We start from the raw sequence: 21,677 nt of genomic DNA on the forward strand, positions 1-21,677 counted from the left end.
GACGGGTCGGCGTCCGAGTATCTTTCCGGTCGGTGGTGTCAGTCCTGAATCGCCTTGGCGACCGCCACATACCTGGTCGTGAAATCCGCGGCCTGATGCTGGTGTCCCATCAGCGCACGGGTGGCGGTGCACACCACGCGGATCAGCGTCCAGGCCCTGGCGCGGTCCTCATCGAGCCCCGCAGCGTCGACGAGGGTGTAGAAGCGGCGACGCACGCCGTCCCGGGCATCCTGAGCCAGCTCGTCCCACCGGTGCCACAGCATCGGGGCCAACTCGTAGTGGGGGTCCCCGTTCAGCGGCTGCGGCGAGATCGCCAGCCAGGGCTCGCGATCGGAGGCGAGAATGTTGCCGGAATGCAGATCTCCGTGCAGGACCACCGAATCGTCTGTCTCGACGGTCAATTCGCGACCCAGGACGGTGGCCTGCTCCACCAGGCGGTGCGGAATAGGGGCGCTGCGCGGCAACCCGCCCGCGACCTCGATCCACTGTGCCACCCGCGCGCGCAGCGACGGCAACTGCGGCATCGGCGGCACGTGCAGGCGAGCGTAGAGTCCGGCGACGACCTCACAGGCCTCGGTGTCCGGTCGACCTGTCAATGCCTGTGGTTGCAGCCTCTCCAGTAGCACGGCCCGCCGAGGAGGGTCGGCGCGCAGCAGCCGCACCGCTGCGTGCCCCGCCCAGCGGCGCAGCACGAGATGCTCGTGCTCGCTCGGGGCGTCCGGCGCCCTGACCTTCAGCACGGCGGGAAGATCGCCGTCGGTGCGGACCGGTGCCACCAGAGATTCCGTGCCTTCGCGTACCGGCCCGTCGAGCCTGAGACTCCACCGGTCCATGCACTCATGCAGCGTGCCGGTCAGATCGCGGGACGGTGAAGTCATCGGTTGTGTGGTGGCAGTTCAATTCACCGCAGAATGCCTGGCCTGCTGTTCGGCGGCATGATCCTCGATCGCCTTGCCGATCGCGTGGGCGGCCTGGTCGACGAACGTGCGGCCGCTGCCGGTGACCCAGTCGCGGGACGCGGCGGGTGCGGCGAGCTGCCCGGTGAAGTGCGGGATCACGTACTGCGCGAACAGTTCATAGCTGTGCAGCTTCGCCGCGGGAGGCGCCCAGTCGTGGTCGAAAAGCAGGAACGCACCGAAGCCGCCGTTGCTCGCCTCGACCAGTTCCTCGATCTTGGCGATCGCATCCTCCGGTGTGCCGATCACCGCGAAACCGGTCGCGTGATTGTTCGCGATGATCTCGGCGGGCGTGTCACCCTGCACCGGGCCTGCCGGCAGAATGTGCGAGAAGTACTGCGAGAACGCGGCGATGCCGTACTCGACGTCGCGCTCGGCCTGCTCGCGCGTCTCGGCGAGGTGCATGGGACCGACCAGCCGCCACTTCGACCGGTCCGCCACATGCCCGTGCTCCCGCGCGACCTCTTCCCACGTGCTCCAATGCTGGGCCAGCAGATCCATGCCCTGCTTGGCGGTGGCCGCGATCGAGAGCATGCCCACGCCGTGCCGGCCGGCCCCGCGTGGACCGGTGGGGGAGAAGGACGCCGCGACGGCCACGTCGAAACACGGTTCGCTGTACGGCGTCAGTTGCAGGCGCGCATCCTGCAGTGTGAAGCCGTCGGTGTGCATCGTGACGGTCTCGCCCCGCAGCAGTCGCATGATCGCGTCCAGGCACTGCTCCATCCGGGGCCGCTGCTCGTCGGCCGGAATCCCGAGCATGTGCGCATCCGAGGTGAGCTGACCGGGTCCGCAACCCAGCATCACCCGGCCCCTGGTCAGATGGTCGAGAAGCACCATGCGGTCGGCGAGCAACAGCGGGTGGTGGTAGGGCAGCGAGCTGACACCGGTACCGAGCTTGATGTGTCTCGTGCGCTCGGCCGCGACGCCGATGAACACCTCGGGGGAGGCGATGATCTCGAAGCCGGCCGAGTGGTGCTCACCCACCCAGGCTTCGTGGAAGCCGAGGCGGTCCATGGCCACGATGAGGTCGAGGTCCCGTTCCAGGGCGAGGGTGGGGTTCTGTCCGACGGGATGGAACGGGGCCATGAAGTTTCCGAAACGCATCGGGCCATTCTGTCGGTCGCGGCGGTCGCCCAGGTGACTTTCGGCGGTCCGCGCTGGGAGTTCGCCGATGCGCCACTGTACTGCCTGGGCAGCCGCCACGGCCGAGCCGTGGTGTCGATGTCGCGGTTCGGGGTACATGGCTCTACGCCCGTCAGGGGGTGCATCACCGACAAGGGGGAGCCGATTCATGTCGTCTGACACCGCGGCGGCGAGCGTCGCGCCGACCAAGCTGGCGCGCAAGATCACTGGTCCACTGCTGTTCCTGTTCATCCTCGGCGACGTGCTCGGTGCCGGCGTCTACGCGCTGATGGGGGAGTTGGCCGGCGAGGTCGGCGGGGTGTTGTGGGCGCCGTTGACGGTCGCGATGCTCCTGGCGTTGCTCACCGCGGGCTCCTATGCCGAGCTGGTGACGAAGTATCCGCGTGCCGGCGGAGCGGCGGTGTTCGCCGAGCGAGCCTTCGGACGACCGCTCATCTCCTTCCTGGTGGGGTTCTGCATGCTGGCTGCGGGCGTGACCAGCGCCGCCGGGCTGGCGCTGGCCTTCTCCGGCGACTACCTCGCCACGTTCATCGACGTTCCCGTGATCCCCGCCGCGTTGGTCTTCCTGGCCCTGGTCGCCTGCCTCAACGCACGCGGTATCAGCGAATCGCTGAAGACCAACGTCGTGATGACGGCCATCGAGCTGACGGGTCTGGTCATCGTGATCGCGGTGGTGGCGGTGATGCTGGGCCGTGGCGACGGCGACATCAGCCGCGCCGGCGAGTTTCCCGACGGCGTTTCATCCGGCCTGGCCGTCCTCGGCGGCGCAATCCTGGCGTACTACTCCTTCGTCGGCTTCGAGACCTCCGCCAACGTCGTCGAGGAGATCAAGCACCCGCGCAGGGTGTACCCGACCGCACTGTTCGGCGCGCTGATCACCGCGGGCGTGGTGTATGCACTCGTCGGGCTGGCCAGCGCGATCGCGCTGCCCGCCGACGAGCTCTCGCAGTCCTCGGGCCCGCTGCTCGAGGTGGTGTCGGCGTCGGGTGTCGGGGTGCCGGACTGGCTGTTCAGCCTCATCGCGTTGATCGCGGTCGCCAATGGGGCGCTGCTGACCATGATCATGTCCAGCCGGCTGGCGTTCGGGATGGCCGAGCAAGGTCTGCTCCCGCACGTGCTGTCCCGGGTGCTGCCCCGCCGCCGCACACCGTGGGTCGCGATCATCGCGACGACGGTGGCGTCCATTCTCCTGACGTTGGTCGGCGACCTGTCCACGTTGGCCGAGACCGTGGTGCTGCTCCTGCTGTTCGTGTTCCTCGCGGCCAACGTCTCGGTGCTGGTGTTGCGCCGGGATCATGTTGAACACGAACACTTCCGGGTCGCGACGTTCGTGCCGGTGCTCGGCGTCGGCTCGTGCATCCTTCTGATGACTCAGCAGAGCGCCAAGGTGTGGTTGCTCGCCGGTCTGCTGTTGCTGGCCGGTGTGGTGCTGCACTTCGTCAGCGAGCGGTTCTCCGGACCGCGTTCACGCGACGGCGCGGAACACCGCTGAGCCCGACAGATCGGCTACCGGAGTGGCAATCGCCTTGTCAGCGCTTGGTCGCGGTCACCAGGAGGTACTCGGCCTCGTAGGCGGTGCTGCCCGGGTCGGTGGAGCCGTTCCACTTCTCCAGGAAGGCCAGGAAATCGCGGTCGAGAGCGGCCAACCGTTCGGGATCCTGTGCGTTGAACCGGTACGCCGCAATGGTGGGGCCGTAATGCGACTTCCAGTGCTCGCGGAACTCCAGCGGCGTCGCGCAGTGATCCATCACCACCGTCCGGCGCTGCATGGTCAGGTCGGAAACCTTGTCGCCGAACAGCTCCCGGACGTGGTCCTCGCTACCCCACAGCGGTGCCGGGCTCGCCCCGGGCGGCGGCGGGGGAGCATAGGGCTTCATGGTGGCGAACAGATTGCCGATGAAACCCTCGGGCGTCCAGTTGATCAGTCCGATGGTTCCACCGGGCCGGGTGACCCGGATCAGTTCGTCGGCGGTCGCCTGATGATGCGGGGCGAACATCGCGCCCACGCAGGACATCACGACGTCGAAGTCGTTGTCGGCGAACGGCATCGCCTCGGCGTCGGCCTCCACCCAGTCGAGCTGCACGCCGCGGTCGGCGGCGATCGCGCGCCCGGCGTCGAACAGTTCCGGGGTGAGGTCTGAGGCGACGACGGTGGCGCCGGCCGAAGCGGCCGGGATGGCTGCGTTGCCCGACCCCGCCGCGACATCGAGCACTCGTTGCCCGGCGCCGATGCCGCAGGCCTCGACCAGCCGCGTGCCCAGGGTGGGGATCAGGTCCGCGGCCACGGCGGGATAGTCACCCGATGCCCACAGCGCACGATGTTTGGCTTTCAGTTGACGATCGGCGTCGGGATCGCTCGCCACGCCGGCGTTAGCAGAGGTCATGGTGTCCTCGAATCTGTCGGTGGGTACCGCGGCCGCTGACCGACCGGCTACCCAAACGGTCGCGGGCCGACGGCCTGCCGACATCGGGAGCGACCACCCATTTTTCGTCTGTTCGTCCGGCACCACCGCACCACCACACCACCTCCTCAGGTGAGGATGCCGACCTCCCGCGCCCTGCGCACCGCGTCACGGCGCCCGGCCACCTGGAGCTTGGTCAGGATCGCCGAGACATGATGGTCGACGGTCTTGATCGACAGGTACAACCGTTCGGCCAGTTCGGCATTGGTCAGACCGTCGCCGAGCAGTCGCAGCACCTCGACCTGTCGGGCGGTGAGCCCGGCCGGGTTGGACAGTGTCGAAGCCCGCCGCGGGCCGGGCACCGTACCCGCCCCGGCCGCCCGCAGCCCCGCACGAACCTTGCCGGCCACCGCGTCCGCGCCCAGCCGGTCGAGCACATCGAGCCCGCGGCGCGCGGCCGCAGGCTCGACGGAGTCGACGAGCGCCAGCGCCGCGTCATACGGCATCGCCAGGCGGTGGAACGCCTCGGCGGCCTCGTCGTGCCGGCCGGCCGACAGGAGCCGGAACGGTTCGGCGACCCGCCCCGTCACGGACACCGGTGTACCGATGCGGCTCAACCACATCGCCAGCTCGCCGCGAGACCACTCCAGTCCCTCGGTACTCGAATCATTCATCAACACCTGGCATTCCGGGATACGTGCGTCGGACACACCGGTCAGCCACATCCGTTCGGCCAGCGCCGACGCGACCGGCAGCATCCGCACCACTTCGCCGAAGCGGCAGGCGAGGTCCCACGCGTCGTCGATCGCCCCGCCGTCGTGACCGTCACGGCGTAACGCGATCAGGCCGCGGATCAGCAGCGGCCACGTCCGCGCCAGCGGGGCGCTCGGACTGCCGAGCACGGTCTGGGCGTCGGCCAGCGCGTCGTCCCAGTCGCCGACCAGCAGGTGCAGTCGGCTCCGCGAACCCAGTTGCACCATCCGGCAGATTGGGAGATCGTGTTCCACCATCAGCGGGATGCTGGTGTCCAGCAGTGCAGCCGCGGCATCGAGCCGGCGTTGTTCGACGTCGAAGTACGTCAGGTTGGTGTAGCCGCCCGAGTACGTCTCGTCGATGTGGCGGGGACCGGCCGCCAGTTCGGCCAGCAACCGGTCGCGGACGGCGACCCGGCCGGCGAGGATGTCGCAGTAGTACCCGACGAGGCGCACGCGCACCGAAAGCGCGGGGTCGCCGGCCTCGGCGGCAAGCTCCCTCGCGCGGCGCAGCGCCTCGGCCGCCGCGTCCACCCGGCTGGACTGCACGGCCAGGAACGCGCGCATGGCGAAGCCGTGTCCGAGCTGACATGCCCGGCTCGGATTCTGTTGTGGAACAGCCTGATCGAGGACGGCGATGGCGTCGGTGACGTGCTGGTCGGCGGCCGCGCGGTTGCCGTTGTACCACTCGTACACCGCCAGTGAGTGGTGGTTGGCGCTGACCGCGACGGGGGAGTCCATGCCTGTTAGGATCCGCATCGCGCGACGGCACGCGCCGATCGCGTCGTCGAGACGGTCGGTCAGGTAATACTCGTCGGCGAGTTGTTCGAGCAGTTCGGCCTCGGCCCGGTCGCCGAGCAGACCGCCGCGCTCCAACGCGATCTGGAAGAACTCGCACGCCTGGGTGTGGGCGCCGGACCTGGCCGCGGTCCGCCCGGCCTGCGCGGCGGCGGCGGTGATCAGGGCTCCGTCGCCTGCGCCGAGCGCATGGTGGGTCAGCACGGCGGGATCCTCGTCGCAGGCCTCACGCAGTGCGTCGAGGAAACGGCGGTGCAGACCTGGCTCGGCGCCCGGCGGCATGACCTCGGCGATCGCCCGCCGGCACAGGTCGTGGCGGAAGGCGACCCCCCGGGCGTCGCGCCTGATCAACTTCGCCTGGTCGAGGGCGCGCAGCGCCGGCAACGTCACGCCGAGCCCGATCAGCAGGTGGTCTCCGATCGCGCCGGGCGCGCACGTCAGCAGGTGCAGCAGATCCCATGCCGCGGTGTCGAGGTTCGCGGTGCGGGCCAGGATCGCGCACGGTGACGGGCAGCTCGACCCCGTCGTGGTCGAGCATCTCACACACGAAAAATGCGTTCCCGCCGGTGATCTGGTGCAGTCGGTCGGGGTCGACGTCACGGTCGCCGACCATCGCCGCGATGGCCGCCGGACTCAGTGCGGGCAGTGTCAGCGACAGGCCGTGCGGCGAACGCGCGACGTCGCCGAGCAGGCCGCGCAGCGGGTGGGTGACGCTGACCTCGTCGTCGCGCAGGATGCCGACCATGAGCAGATGCGACTGCGCCGCGCGGCGGAGCAGGAACCGCAGCAGATCGATCGTGCCCTGGTCGGCCCATTGCAGGTCGTCGAGCACCAGCACCGACGGATGCGCATGCAGGTCCTCGAACACCGCGACGAAGATGTCGTAGGGCTGGTCGCCGTTGGCGAGGTGCTTGCGCGTCGCGGCGGTGAAACCCGAAGCGACATCTCGCAGCGGGCCCAGGGGGCGGGGCGTGGACAGCGGGCCGCACGCGCCCCAGAGCACCCGGGTGTCGGCGGGCAGATCCGCGACGAACGCTTCGACGAACGACGTCTTGCCGGCGCCGGATTCGCCGCACACCAGCACCGCGCCTCCGCGCCCGGTGCGTGCCGCGGCGCCCCGGGCCGCGAGCTGATCGAGTTCGTGCTCGCGCTCGGTGAGCGTCACGGACCGATGCTAGCCGCAATCGACCGGTCCCACCAGGGAAAACGACCGGTCTGGGGCGGTTGCCGGCGCCAGGTGGGGAGGTTTCCCCGATGACGCGGACGGCGTCGGCGGTGCACCGTGGATCAGGCCCGGATACGGGCAAATCCATCGAGTGTCAGGAGGGCACCATGTCACGGTTCCTCATCGAGCGGAACATCCCCGGCGCCTCGGAGCTCACCGAGGAGCAGCTCGCCGAGATCGCCCGGAAGTCCAACGCCGCCATGCAGTCCCTCGGCGTCCCCTACCGATGGATCACCAGCTACGTGGCGGGGGACAAGGTGTACTGCATCCACGAGGCCGACGACGAGGACGCCGTTCGCGAGCATGCCCGCCGTGGTGGGTTCCCGGCCGACGTGGTCGTGCCGGTGTCCAACGAGTTCGGCCCCCAGACCGCGACCGCCCACACCTGACGGCGTCCCCGAACGTGTTTGCGGACGGCGATCCAGTGGAATAATGCGGCAATGCCGCGTGCCGTGCGCTCGTCCGAGCCGTCCGAGTGAAGGTTGCCGGACGCGTGAATCCTCAACAGAGCGTGCAGGACGTGTGCGGCCGCAGCGGCGTGGCGGCGGACGCCCGGACTTTGAGCGCTGGTCTGCGATGAGCGGCGCTCAGCCCGACGGGCCCTCTCCGGCAAGCGTTTTCGCCGACGGTGGGGAAGTCGGCCGCGATCACGCCCGGGTCGATTGGGCGGCGACGCCGCTCGGTCCGCCGGACCGGTGGCCGCAGAGCTTGTTGACCGCGGTGAGCATCCTGCTGACGTCGCGGTTCCCGATGTGGATGGCGTGGGGACCTGACCTGACGTTCTTCTGCAACGAGGCCTACCGGCGCGACACCCTCGGCCGGAAGTACCCGTGGGCACTGGGCCGGCCCGCCCGCGAGGTGTGGGCCGAGATCTGGGAGGACATCGGTCCGCGCATCGAAAAGGTGCTCTCGACCGGCGAAGCGACGTGGGACACAGCGCTGCTGTTGTTCCTGCAGCGGTCCGGCTACACCGAGGAGACCTACCACACGTTCTCCTACAGCCCGCTGCGCGACGACGAGGGCCGGGTGGTCGGCATGCTGTGCGTCGTCAGCGAGGACACCGTGCGGGTGATCGGCGAGCGCCGAATGGCGACGCTGCGCGACCTCGGATCCGACCCCAGCTTGGTGCGCGCCGAGGAGGAGATCCTGCGCTTCGTCGACCGACAGCTGGATCAGAATCTTCGCGACCTGCCCTTCACGCTGACCTATCTGTTCGACGAGGACGGGTCGGCACGGCTGGCCGGCGCCAGCGGTATCGCCGCGGGACATCCCGCGGTGCCCGAGCGACTGGCACCCGGTACCGATCGGCCCTGGCCGCTCGCCGCCCTGGCCCGCGGGGAATCGGTGCTGGTCGACCTCGACGAGGACGCCTACCCGTCGTTGCCGACCGGGGACTGGCGCAAACCCCCGGTCCAGGCCCTGCTGGTGCCGCTGTTGCATCAGGGCGGTTCGCCGAGCGGCTTCCTGGTCGCCGGACTGAACCGATACCGGCTCCTGGACGAGGCCTACCGCGGCTTCGTCACCCTGGTGGCGGCGCACATCGCTGCCGGCATCGGTTTGGCACGCAGCTACCGGGCCCAGCAGCGGCGGGCCGAGGAGCTGGCCGAACTGGACCGCGCCAAGACCGCCTTCTTCTCCAACATCAGCCACGAGTTCCGGACCCCACTGACGCTGATCCTGGACCCCGTTTCGGAACTGCGCCGGGCCGACGGTGTCGACGAGGAGACCCGGCAAGAGTTGGATGTGGTGTGGCGCAACGGATTACGGCTCGCCAAGCTGGTGAACGCGCTGTTGGACTTCTCCCGGATCGAGGTGGGTCGCACCCAGGCGCTCTATCAACCGGTCGACCTCGGCGCCCTGACCGCCGAGCTGGCCAGCGTGTTCCGTTCGGCGATGGAGCGCGCCGGCCTGGTCTTCGAGGTCGACTGCGAACCGCTCGACGAGCCGGTGTACCTCGATCGCGACATGTGGGAGAAGGTGATCTTCAACCTGCTGTCGAACGCGCTGAAGTTCACCTTCGACGGACGGGTGACGGTGCGGGTGCGCAGAGACGGGCGCGATGCGGTGGTGGTCGTCGCCGACACCGGCTCCGGTGTGCCCGCCGAGGAGATGCCGCGCCTGTTCGAACGTTTCCACCGCATCGAGAACGCGAAGGCGCGGTCCAACGAGGGCAGCGGCATCGGGCTGGCCCTGGTCAAGGAGCTCATCACGCTGCACGGCGGCACGATCGCCGCCGACAGCGTCGAAGGGCGGGGAACGACGTTCACGATCCGCTTGCCCATCGGCGCTGCCCATCTACCCGAGGATGCCATCGCGCCGGCGAGCCACCCCCGCGGCGGTGCGGGAGCCGCCAACGCCTACGTCGAGGAGGCGTTGCGGTGGATCCCCGCCATGGGTGAACCCGCCGCGGGCGAGCCGGCCGGAGCCGGAACGGGACTGGCGTTCGGGGCCGCCACCGCCGCCGCGCAGGCGCGGGTGCTGGTCGCCGACGACAACGCCGACATGCGCGAATATCTGAGCCGGCTCTTGCGCTCGGACGGATACCGGGTCGAGGCCGTCGTCGACGGGCACACGGCCCTGGAGGCGATCCGGGCCAGCCCGCCCGATCTCGTAATCAGCGATGTGATGATGCCCCGCCTCGACGGGCTAGGACTGGTCGCCGAGCTACGCGCCGACCGGCGCACCGCGGCCCTGCCGGTGCTGCTGCTTTCGGCGCGCGCCGGCCAGGAGGCGTCGATCGACGGCCTGCGCGCCGGCGCCGACGACTACCTGGTGAAGCCGTTCGCGGCCGCCGAGCTGCTCGCGCGGGTGCGCACCAACGTTGAGCTCGCCCGGCTGCGTGAATATCACGCCCGTTGGCGCTCGGCGCTGGTCGATTCGTTGCAGGAGGCCTTTTTCGTCTGCGACGAGGACGGTGCGGTGATCGAGATCAACCCGGCCTTCACCGACATCCTCGGCTTCGACTCGGCCGGCCTGCCGTACCGGCCCGTGTACCCGTGGTGGCCGTCTGCCGAGCACGATCCCGACGCGTACCGGCGCGTGCAGGACGCCTTCGACAGCTTGCTGACCGACCGGCACGGCAGCATCGGCGCGGTGCCCGTCACCCATCGCGACGGGCACCGGCTGTGGGTGGCGATGACGTTCACCCACACCGAGGATCCCGAGACTGGGCGCGACGTCGTGGTCGGAACCCTGCGCGACGTCAGTGCCGAGCATTACATCGTGCAGCGCGAGACCGCGCTGGCCTCGCTCAACGAGCAACTCGCCCAATCCGACACCCTCGACGAGGCGGTGCTCGCCGCCAGCGAGGAGTTCGCCGCGGTGTGGGGCGCTCGACGCGTGCTGGCGGTCACCTGGACCGACGCCGGGGACCGCGACTTTGAGTCGGCGGATCCGCACCTGGTGTGTGTCGGCGAGCCGGCGCGCTGGGACGACCTGCCCCCGCACACCCGCACGGTGATCACCGCGTTGCGTGACGACCAGCTGCTCGACCCGGACACCTCGACCGCCGGCGCCGCCGGCGTGGCGTTGCGCCATCCGCAGGGCGTGCTTGTGATCTACATCGAGCTGTTCGAGCGGCGGCGCTTCACCGCCGAGGATCACACGCTGCTCACGGTGCTGGCCGGCCGGCTCGGGCAGGGGCTGCAGCGCGTCCATCAGATCGACCAGCAGCGCGAGACCGCGCTGGCCCTGCAGCACGCGATCCTGGGGCCGTCGCTGTCCAGCGGCTTCGCCGTCCGGTATCAGCCGGCCACCAGCCCGCTGCAGGTCGGCGGCGACTGGTACGACGTCGTCAACCTCGATGACGGCCGCATCGGACTGATCGTCGGTGACTGCGTCGGCCACGGACTCACCGCCGCCACGATCATGGGTCAGCTGCGCAGCGCCTGCCGCGCCCTGCTGCTCGAACACCCGAGCCCGGCGGCGGCGCTGTCAGGGTTGGACCGGTTCGCGGCCCGGCTGCCCGGGGCGCGCTGCACCACCGCGTTCTGCGCGGTGCTCGACCCGCAGAACGGTGAGCTGGTGTACTCGTGCGCGGGTCACCCGCCACCGATCCTGGTCACCGCGGACCGGTCGACCCGGCTGCTGGAAGGAGCCCGCGCGACCCCGCTCGGTCTCAAGAGTCCGCCGCACCGCACCGAGGAGCGGGAGACGATGCCGCCGCGGTCCACCCTGCTGCTCTACACCGACGGTTTGGTCGAACGCCGACGGGAATCGATCGACGACGGGATCGCCCGCGCGACGGACGTCGTCCAGGACAACCGGGCCACCGCGCTCGACGAGCTGGCCAACGTGATCATGTCCCGGCTGGCACCCGCCGACGGCTACCACGACGACGTCGCGCTGCTGCTCTACCGCCAGCCCGCGCCGCTGGATCTCGACTTCCCCGCCGACGTCGGGGAACTGGCCGCCAGCCGCACCGCGCTGCGGGACTGGCTGTCCGCGGTGGGGGTGTCCCACGAGCAGTCGCTGGACGTGCTGATCGCGGTCGGCGAAGCGCTGGCCAACGCCATCGAGCACGGTCACCGCGAGCTTCCGGGCCGGGTCCGGCTGTGCGCCATCGCGCTGCCCGACACCGTGTACCTGACCGTCACCGATTCCGGGACGTGGAAGACGCCTGCCGAGATCCCCGCCCTGCACCGGGGTAGGGGCATCGCACTGATGGAGGCCTTGATGCAGGATGTCACCATCGACTCCCAGACCACGGGCACCACTGTCCGCATGACCGCCAGGATCACATGATGGCCACCCCGCTGACCCTGCACACCCACCGTCAGGAGGACGGTTCGGTGGTGCTGACGGCCGCCGGCGAGCTGGACATGAGCAACATCGCGGCGTTCTCCGAGGCCGTCGGCGCCGCGGTCGACGGGAAGGGGCGCAGGCTGCTCGTCGATCTGAGCGCCGTGGAGTACCTCGACAGCGGCGCCATCAACGTCCTCTTCGAGCACGTGGACTCCATCGAGCTCGTGGTCAACCCCATCCTGCTGCCGGTCTTGACGGTCAGCGGCCTGACCAAGGCGACGATCGTCAAACCCGCCGACGGTTAGCCGTTCTGCTCGGACCCGGAGTCGGACTGCGCCCGCAGGCGCGCCGCGCGGCGCTTGCCTTCGTGCATCGCGGCCACGCGCGCGACCGGGATGGTCCGGCCGTGCTCGATCAGCTCGCCGGGCAGCCGTTGCGGCGCGGGCATCTCGGCCGTCCACGGGTCGGCGCCGCCGAGGAGCCCGGTAGCGGTGTGCACCGTGAAGTCGCGGGGGTGCACCCGATCCAGATCCGACCACGCCACCGGAAACGACACCGGTGTGCCGGGACGCAGCCGCGGACTGTAGGCCGCGGCGACGGTGGCGCCGCCCGCGCGGGTCGCGTCGACAAACACCTTTCCCGCGCGGTCGGCGACGATGAACGCGGTGGTGGCGAGGGCCGGGTCCAGCGCCTCGGCGCGGGCGGCGAGGGCGCGCGTCGCGGCCGCCACGTCGTCGACGGGTGCGCTGTCGTCGATCGGGACGAAGATGTGCAGACCGCGCGAGCCGCTGGTCTTCACCGCCCCTGCCAGTCCGCAGTCGGTCAGGGCTTGCCGCACCAGGTGGGCGACGGTCACCACGGAGGCGAAGTCGGCGCCGTCCGGCGGGTCCAGGTCGAGGATCAGATGTGTGGGGCGGTAGATGTCGCCGGCCGGCCCCAGCGCCGGGTGGTATTCGACGGCGCGCTGATTGGCCAACCACAGCAGCGTGCGCCGGTCGTCGCAGACCGCGTACCGGATCTGACGTTGCGACGCCTCTGCCCAGATCGACGTCGTGCGTAGCCATTCCGGGGTGTACTTGGGGACGTTCTTCTGCATGAACGGGGCGCGGCCCCGCAGCGCCCGCAGCACCGTCAACGGCCTGCCGGCGAGCACAGGCACGATGTGATCGGCGACCGCGTCCAGGTAGTCGACGAGGTCGCGCTTGGTGGCCCCGGCGTCGTCGGTCAGCGGTTGATCCAGATTGGTCAGCTCGATGCCGGCACGCTCCTCGCTGCTGCCCATCCGGCCAGCCTAGGCCGGTCGTGCCGGTCCGATCGCGTGCTGCGCCGGCGCGCCTCGGTCTCTGACAGCGCCGACCACCGCGCGGCTCACTGCGCACAAACCCGCTGATCAACCTGTGAATCGGCTGTCAACGTGCAGTTGACAGCCAATGGTTTGACGGGCTAGACGTATGACACGCGACACACGAAGTGTCACGCGTGCGGCGGGCCGGATCGGGGGCGGGGCAAGTGGCAGGTGCCGGGCGGTCCGGGATCGGCAGGCTCATCCGTGTCCTGGCGCTGCCCATCCTCGTGGGCTGGATTCTGCTGACCGTCCTGACGAACGTCGCGGTCCCGTCGCTGGAAAAGGTCGGTGAAGAACACACCGTCGGGATGAGCGCCAACGACGCGCCGTCGCTGGTGTCCATGAAGCGCGTCGGCGCGAACTTCGACGAGTTCAACTCCGACAGCAGCGCGATGATCGTGCTCGAAGGCGAACAGCCACTCGGCGACGCGGCGCATCGCTACTACGACGACCTCGTCGACAAACTGGAAGCCGACACCGCCAACGTCCAGCACGTCGCCGACTTCTGGGGCGATCGGCTGACCGCGTCGGGCGCGCAGAGCACCGACGGCAAAGCGGCCTATGTGCAGGTATACCTGCAAGGCAACCAAGGCGAGCCGCGGGCCAACGAGGCGGTGGCCGCGGTCCGCGAGATCGTCGAGCAGACATCGGCGCCGCCGGGAATCAAGGCCTACGTGACCGGTGGCGCGCCGCTGGTCGCCGACCAGCACAACGCCGGCGACAAGAGCGTCTTCCGGGTCACGATGATCACCATCGGCGTCATCGCCGTCATGCTGGTGCTCGTCTTCCGATCGGTGGCCACCATGGTCCTGATCCTGTTCATGGTGTTCGCGGAACTGGGTGCGGCGCGGGGCATCGTCGCCTTCCTGGCCGATGCCGAGATCATCGGCCTGTCGACGTTCGCGACGAGCCTGCTGACTTTGATGGTGATCGCCGCCGGGACCGATTACGCCATCTTCGCGATCGGACGGTATCAGGAGGCCCGCGACGCGGGGGAGGACCGGGAAACGGCGTACTACACCATGTTTCGCGGCACCGCACACGTCGTGCTCGGCTCCGGTCTGACCATCGCCGGGGCGATGTTGTGCCTGAGCTTCACCCGGTTGCCGTACTTCCAGACCATGGGGGTGCCCTGCGCGGTGGGCACGTTCGTCGCTGTGCTCGCGGCGCTGACGCTGGGACCCGCCGTCGTCGCGATCGGCAGCCGCTTCGGGCTGTTCGACCCCAAGCGGGCGATCAGCTCCCGCGGTTGGCGGCGCATTGGGGTGTCGGTGGTGCGCTGGCCGGGTCCGGTGCTGGCCGCGACGCTGACGCTGGCGCTGGTCGGCCTCGTCACGCTGCCGGGCTACAAGACCAATTACGACGCCCGCGATTACCTGCCCTCCGATGTTCCCGCCAACGTCGGTTATGCCGTCGCCGACCGGCATTTCGGCAGCGCCCGGATGAACCCCGAGCTGCTGATGGTCGAAAGCGACCACGACCTGCGTAACCCCGCGGACTTCCTCGTCATCGACAAGATCGCCAAGTCGATCTTCCGCGTGCCCGGGGTGGCGCGGGTGCAGACGATCACCCGCCCCGATGGCAAACCGATCAAGCACACGACGATTCCGTTCCAGATGAGCATGCGGGGGACCACGCAGCGTCTCAACGAGAAGTACATGCAGGACCGGATGGCCGACATGCTGGTGCAGGCCGATGCGATGCAGACCAACGTCGACACGATGACGAAGATGCAGAGCCTGATGACGCAGATGTCGGTCACCACCCACGACATGGTCCTTAAGACCAAGAAGACGGCTGTCGACATCGCCGAAGTGCGGGACTACCTCGCCAATCTGGACGACTTCGTCCGCCCGGTCCGTAATTACTTCTACTGGGAACCGCACTGCTACAACATCCCGGTCTGCCACGCGATGCGGTCGGTGTTCGACACCCTCGACGGCATCAACCCGCTGACCGACGACATCCAGGAACTCGTTCCCGACCTGGAACGCCTCGATGCGCTGATGCCGCAGTTGATTGCACTGTTGCCCAGTCAGATCGAGTCGATGCGCAACATGCAGTCGATGATGCTGACGATGTATCAGAGTCAGAAGGGCATGCAGGACCAGATGGCGTCGCAGTCCGAGGACGCCGATGCCATGGGTGAGGCGTTCGACGACTCGATGAACGACGACTCGTTCTACCTAGCGCCCGAGGCCTTCGACAACGACGACTTCACACGCGGCATGGAGAATTTCATTTCCCCGGACGGCAAGTCGGTGCGGTTCATCATCGCCCACGAGGGCGACCCTGCGACGATCGAGGGAACCTCGCGGGTGCAGCCCATCAAGACCGCGGCCAAGGAGGCCATCAAGGGCACGCCTCTGGAAGGGTCCACGGTGTACCTCGCCGGCACCGCGGCCACCTACAAGGACATGGGCGATGGCGCATTCTACGACCTGTTGATCGCCGGGATCGCCGCCGTCACACTGATTTTCACCATAATGCTGATCATCACCCGCAGTGTGGTGGCCGCGGCGGTGATCGTCGGCACCGTATTGGTCTCCCTCGGTGCGTCTTTCGGCCTGTCGGTGCTTCTGTGGCAGCACATCATCGGGCTGGAGTTGCACTGGATGGTATTGCCGATGGCGGTGATCCTGCTGCTCGCCGTCGGATCGGACTACAACCTGCTGCTGGTGTCGCGGTTCAAAGAGGAGCTTCCCGGAGGACTGAAGACCGGCATCATCCGCGCGATGGCCGGCACCGGATCGGTGGTCACCTCAGCTGGTCTGGTCTTCGCATTCACGATGGCGTCGTTCGCGTTCAGCGACCTGACGGTGATGGCACAGGTGGGCACCACCATCGCGCTCGGGCTGTTGTTCGACACGCTCATCGTGCGCTCGTTCATGACGCCGGCGGTCGCCGCACTGCTCGGGCGATGGTTCTGGTGGCCGCAACGCGTGCGCAGTCAGGCCTCGCAGCGACGGTTGGCCGAGATCACGGGCTGACGCGGCGCGCCAGCTCGCCGATGATGCTGGTGTCGAGTTGGGCGAGCAGCTCCCCGGCGTCCTCGAAGACGTCCTTCGCCCCGGCCTCGAGCAGTTCGCCACGGGACACCCCGCCGCTGAGCACCCCGATCGAGGGCACCGACGCACGTCTGGCGGCCTCGCAGTCCCACACCGCGTCGCCGACGAACACCGCGTCCGAGGCGGTGACCCCGGCACGGTCGAGCGCCACCCGGACGATGTCGGGTTTCGGTTTGGCGGTGTCGACGTCCTGCGACGAGGTCACCGCCGACACCACGTCGTCACAATCGAGAACGTCACGCAAGATGCGTAATTCGTCTTCGGGAGCCGAGGTGGCCAGCACCACCTGCAGGCCCAGCTGTGCCACCCGGCGGAGCAGATCACGCGCACCCGGAAGCGGAGTCAGCAGCCCGGCTGTCTCCTTGTAGAACTCGCTGTGGCGGTCCTTGAGGGTGTCGACCACGTCCTGGCTCGCATCGCCGGCAAGGGTGCGCACCAGTGTGGTGCCGTCCATGCCGATGCAGCGGTGGATGCGCCAACCGTCAGCGGGCACATTCTCGGCGTCGAACGCGCGCAACCAGGCGTACACGTGCAGATAGTTCGAGTCCACCAGCGTCCCGTCTATGTCGAAAAGGACGGCGGGGGAGGGGGTTTCGCTGCTCACCGGTCGGCTCTGGAGGTGTCGGTATATCTGATACCCGGCGCGCGGCCGGACGCGGCGAGCACCCGTGTCCACTCAGCGTTCATGGGGCGAGGCATTACCCCGCCGTGGTGGGCCCAAACGTGCCGGTGTGCCCGTTACCCGGCGTCGGCGGCCCCGCTCGGCCCTGAGTCGTCGGCCGATTCGCCGGTACCGCCCGCGTGTGCGTCGTCGGCCGGTTCCTCGGGCGGAGTCGCGGTGGTGCCCGGTTCGGCCGGGCCCGCGTGCCCGCCGGCGTTCCCAGTTCCGGGATCCGCCGTCGACGGGTCCGCTTCGGTCACATCGTCGTCGGGGTTCTCGACGGTCTCCGACGGGTTTTCGCTCTCCTCCGTGGGGGGTTGTCTTCGGCGGGGGCTGGATCGTTCGGTGCGGACGCGCGCGGGGGCTGCGGCGCCAGGGTGGTGGCGGCCGGGGTCTCGGGCCTGGGCAGCGGCACGGTGACGGCGCCGGGATCCGGGGGCTCGGCCGGTCCGGTAGCCGTACCGGCCGATCCGGTACCCATGCCGACAGATCCGCTACCCGTGCCGGCGGATGCGGACAGGGTTTCGCCGACCGCCTGCAGGGAATCGACCAGGTGCGCCACCGGTCCGGTGAGCTGATCGACGACTGGAGCTTCCACCACCGGGCTCAGCAGGCCGTACGACGAGTCCTCGGTTTCATCCACCCGGCCGTTGAGAAACCCGTCGGCGATGCGCCCCGGGATGTTGGTCACGGCCCCCAATGTGCCGACGACGTCAAGGTGCAGCAGCGCCTCGGCGACGTCGCCGGCCGCTGACCCGGCGGCGATCACGCCGCTGGCGATCGGCAGCGCCAGCCGGATGATCACGCTGGCCGCGGTGCGGAACGGCTCACCCGAACCGGCCACCCTGGCCAGGTTGATCACAGGGTCGGCGATGGCGCGGACGACGGCCCGAACCACCGCGACGACATCGCCGGTGCCGATCGCGTTCACGACCTCGGCGAGCGAGTTGTACTGGTTCTCGGCGACCGCTCTGACGATCGGCAGCGGCGCATGCAAGAATTCATCGAGCCGGTCGCCGGCGTTGGCCAGCGAGCGCATCAGCACCTGCGGGTAGAACTCGAGCGGATTCGGCGCCGCGGTCAGGTCGACCGCCGAGTTGGTGATCCGGACGTCGGTGAACGTCGATGTCGGTTCCAGGGGCGCCACCGCAAGCACAGCCACGCTGGACACGGCGACCCCGGCGGTCACCCACGGGCGGATCGAAGACGCCATCGCGCACCCCCAGCTGTCGACCGCCGCCGACGGCTCCCGCCCGTGCGGTTGGCGACCAGTCCCTAAAACTAACTCAACCGCAGGTCACCGCATGAGTCTTTGGAGCATCCCGGCCGGTTCGGCACTGGCGCGGCGCGGGTGTTTCCACCGCGCAGGGCTGAGTGGGCCTGCGTTGGGTAACCTTCGCCCATGACCGCCGTAGCGAGCAGGAGGACCCGGTGAGCGGAGGCTTGTTCGCGCTTCTCGACGACGTCGCCGCGCTGGCCCGGCTGGCGGCGGCCTCCGTCGACGACATCGGCGCCGCCGCGGGCAAGGCGACGGCCAAGGCCGCCGGCGTGGTGGTGGATGACACCGCGGTCACGCCGCAATACGTGCACGGCATCGCCGCCGAGCGCGAGCTGCCGATCATCAAGCGCATCGCGATCGGATCGCTGCGCAACAAGGTCCTCTTCATCCTGCCGGTGGCGTTGCTGTTGAGTCAGTTCGCGCCGTGGTTGCTGACGCCGATCCTGATGCTGGGCGCCACCTACCTGTGCTTCGAAGGCGCCGAGAAGGTCTGGGGCATGATCCGTGGTCACGAGACGCACGGAGCGCCCGCGGCCATCTTGGGTGCGGACGCCGAGAAGTTCATGGTGACCGGCGCGATCCGCACCGACCTGATCCTGTCGGCCGAGATCATGGTGATCGCTCTGAACGAGGTCGCCGACCAGCCGTTCGTGCCCCGCCTGGTCATCCTGCTCGTGGTCGCCGTGGCCATCACCGCCGTCGTGTACGGGGTCGTCGCGGGCATCGTGAAGATGGATGACATCGGCCTGCGCCTGACCGAACGCTCGTCGGCGTTCGCCCAGAAAGTCGGCCGCGGTCTGGTCGCCGGGATGCCGAAGCTGCTGTCGGCGCTGTCGGTGATCGGCACCGTGGCGATGCTCTGGGTCGGCGGGCACATCCTGCTCATCGGCACCGACGAACTGGGCTGGCACGGGCCCTACAGCCTGGTGCATCACGCCGAGGAGTACGTCCACCACGTCGGCGGGGTCGGGGCGGCACTGGCCTGGCTGGTCAACACCGCCGCGTCAGCGGTGATCGGCCTCGTGGTCGGCGCGCTCGTCGTAGCGGTCATGCACGTGTTGCCGTTCGGGCGCAAAGCCAAGCACTGAGCGGTTCAGTCGGCGACGGCGAAACGGCGGTCGAACGCAGCGCGCCGGATGTCGAGCTGCTCCTGACGCTGTGCCGCGCTGAGGTAGATCGTGGTCGGCGGTAGCACCGCGGGCAGGTCCGGCAGGGCAACAACCTGGGCGTCGACCGTCGGAGTCGGCGCCGCGTTCAGGTCGAGGTCTTGGAACCGCAGCGACAGCGTGCCCTTGTTCAGGCCGCCGGTCGAGACCCAGTTGTGCACGCCGGGATCGGTGGGCGAGATCACGAAGGTGTAGGTGCCGTCCGGATTCGGCAGCGCCTGCGCGTTGTTGAGGCTGGTCTGTTCGTTCCAGTAATCGCCGGTGATCGTCCACAGATTGGTGACCGGGACGGTGAAGTAGCGCGCGTTGCCCGGGGTGACGCTGACGACCAGGGCCTGGTCGTCGGCCAAGTGGAAGTACCCGGCGCTCTGCAGCTGCGTGGCGAGGAACTCCGCATTGCGGGACGGGTCTTTGAGCACATTGGGCGCCACCCGTTCACCGGTCTGCGGGTCGGTGGTGGCGACCTTGATGTACTTCGACTCCATGCCCAGGCCGAGCGCCACGATCACTGCGGTGAACGCGCCGCGCAGGATCCGCGGCGGCTCCTTCATCGGTGGAATCAAGGACACCAGCGCGGTCAGCAGGGGACTCCTGGTCACCAGGGGCCCCAGCCCCGGGATCGCGAAGCCGCCGAGTTGACTGAACAGGCTGTTGCGCGGCCCGGACAGCCGTTCAATGCTCAGCGTCATCGGCGACTGAGTGGTCCAGTCCGACAAGGTGTTCCGGACCGCGATCAGCGTGGTGTCGGAGGTCAGCTGGAGGTGGTTGCGCTGGCCCGCCGCGGCCGGGGCGCCGCTGACGGTGATGGTGAACGAGCCGTCCGGTGCGATGTCGATGTCGCGGCCGCTGAGGTAGTCCGCGGTGACGCCGGACAGTCCGGTGAGCACGCTGAAGTTGGTGTCCGCCGGCTGCGCGCTGACGAACTGGCCCCTGATCACGTACGTGGAGGTCATGTTCACCCCCATGAAGCGGTACACCGTGTCGGGGTTGTCGTAGAGGATGCGGGAACCGGGCACATCCCGGCCGTACCAGGTGTGCGGCGGCGCGACCTGGGTGACGACCGTCGGCGTCATCGGATTGAGCAGTTGCTGCTGGAACGCCGCGCCCATCGCGTACTCGTCGACGGAGCGGCCGAGTTGGCCGATGTTGTCCCAGTCCGGCCCGCCGATGTGGTCGTACTGGCGGGTGGCGGTCGCCAGCCAGCCGGCGCCCAGCACGAACTTCATCAGCCGAACCGGCCAGGTCTTGACGGTCTCGGACGCGATGCGCTCGGCCGCCAGTTGTTGCTCGGTGGCAAGCGGGCTGGTGGCAGGGGTCGGCAGCGGGGCCACGGTCGACTCGGGGACGGCCTCGCGCCGCGCGACTCCGGTCAACGTCCACACCGCCGCGGATTCGGGGCTGTTGTCGCGATCCCCGGTCACGTCCGCGGCATCGCCGCCGTCGGGTTCGGCGGCCGTGACGGCGACGGTGGTTCGGGTGGGAGGTGACTCGGTGTCGTCCGGAACATCGGCCGCGGCTACTTCGTCGTCTTCGTCTACGTCTTGCTCGACGTTCTGACGATTGGCGTCGTCTTCTTCTGCGTCTTGTTCGCTGGCGTCGGCAGCGTGATCGTCGACGTCGTGTTGGTCGGTGGGGTGGTCGTCGACATCCTCACCGTCGACGTCGCGGTCGGCGGCTCGGTCGCGGCTCGTGTCGGTCCGTGCGGTGTCGTTCTCCGACGTGGAACTGGACGACGATTGCGCGCCAGCGGTCGTGTCGTCGGCCGTCGCGACGGCGGGACCGTTCGCGATCGCGATCCCGATGCCGAGGGCAACGGCGAGCCCGCCGACCCGGCCGACGAAGCGGCCATGGCGCGCGAGGGGCGCGAGCGCAGCGAGCGGGGTGACGGGAGCGAGCGGCGTCGTTTCCACCATCGGCGTCCTTCCGTGCAGACCCTGCCCGTACGGTAACGCCGCGGGGCCTGGCATCGCGCCGAACTCGCATTCCACGCGGCTTTTCCGGGGGTTTTCCCGCGCTGGGCGCGGTCTCGGCGATCGATTCCGGCCACCCGTCGTTCAATTTCTGCCAGGCGAAATGAACACCCGCGGCGGCGGGTTTAACCAGTCAGATCCACCAAGATCAACCACCACCGAAGTCGAA

Annotated in this window: 16 protein-coding genes; 6 read left to right on the forward strand and 10 right to left on the reverse strand. The window is 69.0% G+C overall.

The features are described 5' to 3' along the window. Nucleotides 1-38: 38 nt before the first annotated feature. Both ACXMYJ_RS07670 and ACXMYJ_RS07675 read right to left on the reverse strand, forming a co-directional pair. Nucleotides 39-878 (reverse strand): aminoglycoside phosphotransferase family protein, encoded by an 840-nt coding sequence (locus ACXMYJ_RS07670; protein WP_460355102.1) that lies wholly within the window; start codon nucleotides 876-878, stop codon nucleotides 39-41. 18 nt (nucleotides 879-896) lie between these two features. Continuing rightward, complete coding sequence (locus tag ACXMYJ_RS07675) at nucleotides 897-2,060, reverse strand: LLM class flavin-dependent oxidoreductase (protein WP_260751185.1); 1,164 nt, start codon at nucleotides 2,058-2,060, stop codon at nucleotides 897-899. A gap of 187 nt (nucleotides 2,061-2,247) precedes the next feature. Between ACXMYJ_RS07675 and ACXMYJ_RS07680 the strand changes: the two genes are divergently transcribed. Next, on the forward strand, nucleotides 2,248-3,591 hold the full coding sequence (locus ACXMYJ_RS07680; RefSeq protein ID WP_460355106.1) for an APC family permease: 1,344 nt from the start codon (nucleotides 2,248-2,250) through the stop codon (nucleotides 3,589-3,591). Nucleotides 3,592-3,628: 37 nt separating this feature from the next. Here ACXMYJ_RS07680 and ACXMYJ_RS07685 read toward each other — a convergent pair whose 3' ends face one another. From ACXMYJ_RS07685 to ACXMYJ_RS07695, 3 genes are all read right to left on the reverse strand, one after another. After that, on the reverse strand, nucleotides 3,629-4,483 hold the full coding sequence (locus ACXMYJ_RS07685) for a class I SAM-dependent methyltransferase (protein WP_460355108.1): 855 nt from the start codon (nucleotides 4,481-4,483) through the stop codon (nucleotides 3,629-3,631). Between the two features lie 146 nt (nucleotides 4,484-4,629). Beyond that, nucleotides 4,630-6,333, reverse strand: a complete 1,704-nt coding sequence (locus ACXMYJ_RS07690) for a LuxR C-terminal-related transcriptional regulator (RefSeq protein ID WP_460355144.1) — start codon at nucleotides 6,331-6,333, stop codon at nucleotides 4,630-4,632. Then, nucleotides 6,278-7,216: an AAA family ATPase gene (locus ACXMYJ_RS07695; protein WP_460355111.1), complete on the reverse strand. Its 939-nt coding sequence runs from the start codon at nucleotides 7,214-7,216 to the stop codon at nucleotides 6,278-6,280. Before ACXMYJ_RS07695 ends, ACXMYJ_RS07690 begins: the two co-directional genes overlap by 56 nt. A gap of 89 nt (nucleotides 7,217-7,305) precedes the next feature. On the opposite strand from ACXMYJ_RS07695, the gene ACXMYJ_RS07700 reads away from it, so the two are divergent. The 3 genes from ACXMYJ_RS07700 (at nucleotide 7,306) to ACXMYJ_RS07710 (ending at nucleotide 12,324) form a co-directional block, all read left to right on the forward strand. Then, nucleotides 7,306-7,665, forward strand: coding sequence for a DUF4242 domain-containing protein (locus ACXMYJ_RS07700; RefSeq protein WP_443188604.1), 360 nt, complete (start codon nucleotides 7,306-7,308; stop codon nucleotides 7,663-7,665). Nucleotides 7,666-7,852: 187 nt separating this feature from the next. Further along, a complete protein-coding gene (locus ACXMYJ_RS07705; protein ID WP_460355113.1) occupies nucleotides 7,853-12,019 on the forward strand; it encodes a SpoIIE family protein phosphatase in 4,167 nt (1,388 codons plus the stop codon). Then, nucleotides 12,019-12,324, forward strand: a complete 306-nt coding sequence (locus tag ACXMYJ_RS07710; RefSeq protein WP_260751192.1) for an STAS domain-containing protein — start codon at nucleotides 12,019-12,021, stop codon at nucleotides 12,322-12,324. The genes ACXMYJ_RS07705 and ACXMYJ_RS07710 overlap by 1 nt, the downstream gene beginning before the upstream one ends. Here ACXMYJ_RS07710 and ACXMYJ_RS07715 read toward each other — a convergent pair. Further along, complete coding sequence (locus ACXMYJ_RS07715; RefSeq protein ID WP_260751193.1) at nucleotides 12,321-13,301, reverse strand: DNA polymerase domain-containing protein; 981 nt, start codon at nucleotides 13,299-13,301, stop codon at nucleotides 12,321-12,323. The two genes, ACXMYJ_RS07710 and ACXMYJ_RS07715, sit on opposite strands and share 4 nt — an antisense overlap. A 227-nt stretch (nucleotides 13,302-13,528) precedes the next feature. On the opposite strand from ACXMYJ_RS07715, the gene ACXMYJ_RS07720 reads away from it, so the two are divergent. Then, on the forward strand, nucleotides 13,529-16,354 hold the full coding sequence (locus ACXMYJ_RS07720) for an MMPL/RND family transporter (RefSeq protein ID WP_460355117.1): 2,826 nt from the start codon (nucleotides 13,529-13,531) through the stop codon (nucleotides 16,352-16,354). Here ACXMYJ_RS07720 and ACXMYJ_RS07725 read toward each other — a convergent pair. From ACXMYJ_RS07725 to ACXMYJ_RS07735, 3 genes are all read right to left on the reverse strand, one after another. Next, on the reverse strand, nucleotides 16,344-17,036 hold the full coding sequence (locus ACXMYJ_RS07725; RefSeq protein ID WP_443188607.1) for an HAD family hydrolase: 693 nt from the start codon (nucleotides 17,034-17,036) through the stop codon (nucleotides 16,344-16,346). The genes ACXMYJ_RS07720 and ACXMYJ_RS07725 overlap by 11 nt on opposite strands. A 134-nt stretch (nucleotides 17,037-17,170) precedes the next feature. Beyond that, on the reverse strand, nucleotides 17,171-17,353 hold the full coding sequence (locus ACXMYJ_RS07730) for a hypothetical protein (protein WP_460355120.1): 183 nt from the start codon (nucleotides 17,351-17,353) through the stop codon (nucleotides 17,171-17,173). Then, complete coding sequence (locus ACXMYJ_RS07735; RefSeq protein ID WP_460355122.1) at nucleotides 17,350-18,306, reverse strand: hypothetical protein; 957 nt, start codon at nucleotides 18,304-18,306, stop codon at nucleotides 17,350-17,352. Before ACXMYJ_RS07735 ends, ACXMYJ_RS07730 begins: the two co-directional genes overlap by 4 nt. Nucleotides 18,307-18,524: 218 nt before the next feature. On the opposite strand from ACXMYJ_RS07735, the gene ACXMYJ_RS07740 reads away from it, so the two are divergent. Next, a complete protein-coding gene (locus ACXMYJ_RS07740) occupies nucleotides 18,525-19,460 on the forward strand; it encodes a DUF808 domain-containing protein (protein WP_460355125.1) in 936 nt (311 codons plus the stop codon). Nucleotides 19,461-19,465: 5 nt separating this feature from the next. Here ACXMYJ_RS07740 and ACXMYJ_RS07745 read toward each other — a convergent pair whose 3' ends face one another. Further along, a complete protein-coding gene (locus ACXMYJ_RS07745) occupies nucleotides 19,466-21,451 on the reverse strand; it encodes a hypothetical protein (protein WP_460355127.1) in 1,986 nt (661 codons plus the stop codon). Nucleotides 21,452-21,677: the final 226 nt, after the last annotated feature.

This window comes from Mycobacterium sp. ZZG (assembly GCF_054786995.1).

Coding starts and splice junctions, on each gene's coding strand:
- ACXMYJ_RS07710 (WP_260751192.1), top strand. CDS start 12,019: ATGGCCACCCCGCTGACCCTGCACACCCACCGTCAGGAGGACGGTTCG.
- ACXMYJ_RS07670 (WP_460355102.1), bottom strand. CDS start 878: ATGACTTCACCGTCCCGCGATCTGACCGGCACGCTGCATGAGTGCATG.
- ACXMYJ_RS07705 (WP_460355113.1), top strand. CDS start 7,853: ATGAGCGGCGCTCAGCCCGACGGGCCCTCTCCGGCAAGCGTTTTCGCC.
- ACXMYJ_RS07690 (WP_460355144.1), bottom strand. CDS start 6,333: ATGCCGCCGGGCGCCGAGCCAGGTCTGCACCGCCGTTTCCTCGACGCA.
- ACXMYJ_RS07680 (WP_460355106.1), top strand. CDS start 2,248: ATGTCGTCTGACACCGCGGCGGCGAGCGTCGCGCCGACCAAGCTGGCG.
- ACXMYJ_RS07700 (WP_443188604.1), top strand. CDS start 7,306: ATGACGCGGACGGCGTCGGCGGTGCACCGTGGATCAGGCCCGGATACG.
- ACXMYJ_RS07675 (WP_260751185.1), bottom strand. CDS start 2,060: ATGCGTTTCGGAAACTTCATGGCCCCGTTCCATCCCGTCGGACAGAAC.
- ACXMYJ_RS07735 (WP_460355122.1), bottom strand. CDS start 18,306: ATGGCGTCTTCGATCCGCCCGTGGGTGACCGCCGGGGTCGCCGTGTCC.
- ACXMYJ_RS07745 (WP_460355127.1), bottom strand. CDS start 21,451: ATGGTGGAAACGACGCCGCTCGCTCCCGTCACCCCGCTCGCTGCGCTC.
- ACXMYJ_RS07685 (WP_460355108.1), bottom strand. CDS start 4,483: ATGACCTCTGCTAACGCCGGCGTGGCGAGCGATCCCGACGCCGATCGT.
- ACXMYJ_RS07715 (WP_260751193.1), bottom strand. CDS start 13,301: ATGGGCAGCAGCGAGGAGCGTGCCGGCATCGAGCTGACCAATCTGGAT.